The sequence below is a fragment of the Methylobacterium sp. 190mf genome (assembly GCF_900107945.1).
Lineage (GTDB): Bacteria > Pseudomonadota > Alphaproteobacteria > Rhizobiales > Beijerinckiaceae > Methylobacterium.
Genome location: NZ_FNVI01000072.1, coordinates 1 through 3,039, shown reverse-complemented (window position 1 = coordinate 3,039; position 3,039 = coordinate 1). Strand labels below are relative to the sequence as shown.

General features: G+C 56.5%; 2 protein-coding genes. Both read left to right on the top strand.

The window, feature by feature from the left end; all coding sequences use genetic code 11:
* On the top strand, nucleotides 1-1,581 hold a 1,581-nt coding region (locus tag C4T42_RS31235), incomplete at its 5' end, for a C1 family peptidase (protein ID WP_146074110.1).
* 74 nt (nucleotides 1,582-1,655) lie between these two features.
* Nucleotides 1,656-2,108, top strand: a complete 453-nt coding sequence (locus C4T42_RS31230) for an OmpA family protein (RefSeq protein WP_181049268.1) — start codon at nucleotides 1,656-1,658, stop codon at nucleotides 2,106-2,108.
* Nucleotides 2,109-3,039 lie beyond the last annotated feature (931 nt).

Sequence of the window (3,039 nt, the reverse complement as noted above, 5' to 3'; positions counted from 1 at the left end):
GGAGGACCAGTTTTCGCTCAACCTGCCGATGGGGACGCGGACGAGCAGGGGACCGGGGTACAGCCCCTTTCTGCGGAGGAATTCGCGCGCCTGCCTAAAACACCCGAGTACCGCGCCTTCTTGCCGGAGCGTGTGGACTTAGCGTCTCGATTTCCCATCGCGGGCAACCAAGGCCGACAAGGGTCCTGTGTGGCGTGGGCTGTAGGCTATGCTGCGCGTGCCTACTACGCAGAAGTGGCGGAGGCTCGCAACGTTCGCGATCCAAAAAATATTCCGAGCCCGGCGTACATATACAACAGCATCACCGATAATAATTATCAGTGCAATTCTGGATCGAGAATTTCTTCTGCGCTGAATCTACTAAGAGATAAAGGATCGTTGTCGCTCGGTAAATATCCCTATAATGCGTTGCAATGCCATAAGCCTACTATAGATCAGCAGAAGCAAGCGGACGATTTCAAGATTGAGCGCTGGCTGGCGGTTGATTATTCGAAGCTCGACCAAATCAAGGGTGAGCTTGCTAAAGGTCATCCGGTTATCGTTTCCGTTAGATTATCTAAGGCGTTCCACCGGCTCCGCGCAGGAGAAATTTATCAGGTTGTCGGCGGCCACGAGGAAGAGTGGCACGCGATCCCCATCGTTGGGTACGATGAGAAGCGGCAAGCCTTTAAGTTTCTGAACTCCTGGGGGCCTGGCTGGGGAGATCACGGCTTCGGGTGGATCAGCTACGCCTCCTTCCAGTCGGAGGTGCGAGAAGCCTACGTGATGCGCCCCGTAAAGCCGGTCATACCCCAGCGAAAGGAGACGCCGGTTCCATCCCCACCGGTAGTGCAGATTAAGCCGCCGACGCCTTCACCCCTTCCAGTTCCGGTCGTCCATATCGACCCAAAGCCTTCGCCTGCACCCACACTGGTTCCAGTAGCCAAGTTTGAGTGCGGGCATGTCGAGGGGAAGCGGCAGAGTGAGAAAGTCACCTTCTCTGGTTTTGTCGGTTCGGACAGTGATTTGCAGACGCTCACAGAGCGCGCACGGGCTATGAACGCCGAAGTCGATGTTGCGGTCCGGCCCTGGCCGCAATGCGAGGTGCTGCTGACGCTTGAAAGGGCCTTAGCTCAGGCGGATCGACCCAAGGTCAAGATTGAGGGCATCGGCAAAGACGCGCAGGAGGGCGAATACCTGCGGATCACCGTCGAGAGCCCGCCATATCCGAGCTTTCTCCACGCTGCCTACATCCAGGCTGATGGCTCAGTCGTACACCTCATCCAGCCCGACAGCCTGCATCTCAAGGCTGTGCCACCATCGAGCAAGATGGTCTTTGGAGCGCTCGACGGCCCAGGCCCCAAATTCAAGGTCGCCCCTCCGTTCGGTCGCGAGATGTTGGTTGTTCTAGCCTCACACAGCCCGCTCTTCGCGGGCCCACGCCCGACCCAGGAAACCGATCGAGAATTCTTGACGGACCTACGCAAGGCGCTGGTCGCGAAACCCGATGCAAGTGCGCCCGATCGCGTTGTCTCCGCCGGGTTCGACGCGATCCAGACTTCGGAGGCGACGGTGATCTCAACAGGGTTGGCTCAGCCATGAGAACGGTCGCGCTCGCTCTACTCGGCTCGGTCCTGACTGGATCGGTCTGCTTAGCTCAGGAGCCGGCCTCACCCGTGCCGACCACGGAGGAGATTGTCCGCGCGCTTAATCCGACGACCGCCGTCCAGACGCGCTCGCTCCGGGGTATCCAAGTTATCCCGGGAAAGGAGGTAGCGCCTCCCTCGATCGATCTCACGATCAACTTTCACTACGACTCGGCGAAGCTCGGAGGGGAGGAGATGCTGGTTCTGAAACGGCTCGGAACGGCGCTCCAGGATCCTCGGTTGGCGGGTTACTCTTTCCTGATCGCCGGCCATACGGACGCGAAGGGAAGTGAGCAGTACAACCAGCGTCTATCCGAAGCGCGAGCCAAAACAGCACGCGACCATCTCATTTTTTTCTACGACATCGACCCGAGGCGCCTGCAAGCAGTTGGGTACGGCAAGAGCAAGCTGATTGCACCTGACCAACCTGAGAGCGCGGCAAATCGTAGAGTTCAGATCGTGAATTTGGGGCCGACCGGTTAGGTTAGGACTGTCGGAATCTTAAGCCGATATTGTTTCACGATTGTTATTTAACGCCATAGTGACATTACTCGAAAGTATTACTAAGCGAGGACCGCGTCTTGAGCGAAAAAAACAATCAAGTACGGCCATCTCGATCAGATCAGAAAAAATTTGGCGCGACTTGGGCTGATGTAGTGCTGGCAGCGCCGCTATCACTTATTGCCGTTGCACTTGTCATATTTTCCTGTCTAATGTTTTACTCAATTTTTCTTGCAGATCGATCGGTCAATCTGGGGGTGCTGGGAGAATGGGGTCCAAAAGATGATGCACACATGAGAGGTGCAGTTGTGGCATTCGCTGAAAGATGTCCGGAGGGGGTTGGCTGGAAGCCATATACCGAAGGTGAGGGCAGAACAATTATTGGGAGCGGAGCCGGCTTGGTATCTAATCTCGCAACAACGTCCGCCGCGGCTGTCATACTCTCCCCCGGATCTACAGGCGGCACGGTTTTGCAGTCAAAGATAAACGAAGTTGTAAAGCCAAATCTTTCTGCGGCAAGTCCGAGTAATTTCATTTTGCTTCTGACACGAAGCGCGACGGTGGCAAGACTAAACCCAAGCCCCGATAACTCAGAGCAATTTTACATTATGCCACCTTACGTAGCACTACGTTGGTGCAGAAAGGAATAAGTCCAGGACCACAGCTGTATTTCCGAGAAAATTTTGGAAGTACAGGCGAGATGCTTAAGCCGAGTAGACGCACGACCAACGCCGGGTGTGAGGGAGTTGAACACCGTGCCGCCGGCTCACGGCCTGAGTTTGGCCGCGGCCAGGATACTGCGTGCGCTGTGCGGCGTTGGCAGGCGCGCGAATTCCTCCGCAGAAAGGGGCTGTACCCCGGTCCCCTGCTCGTCCGCGTCCCCATCGGCAGGTTGAGCGAAAACTGGTCCTCC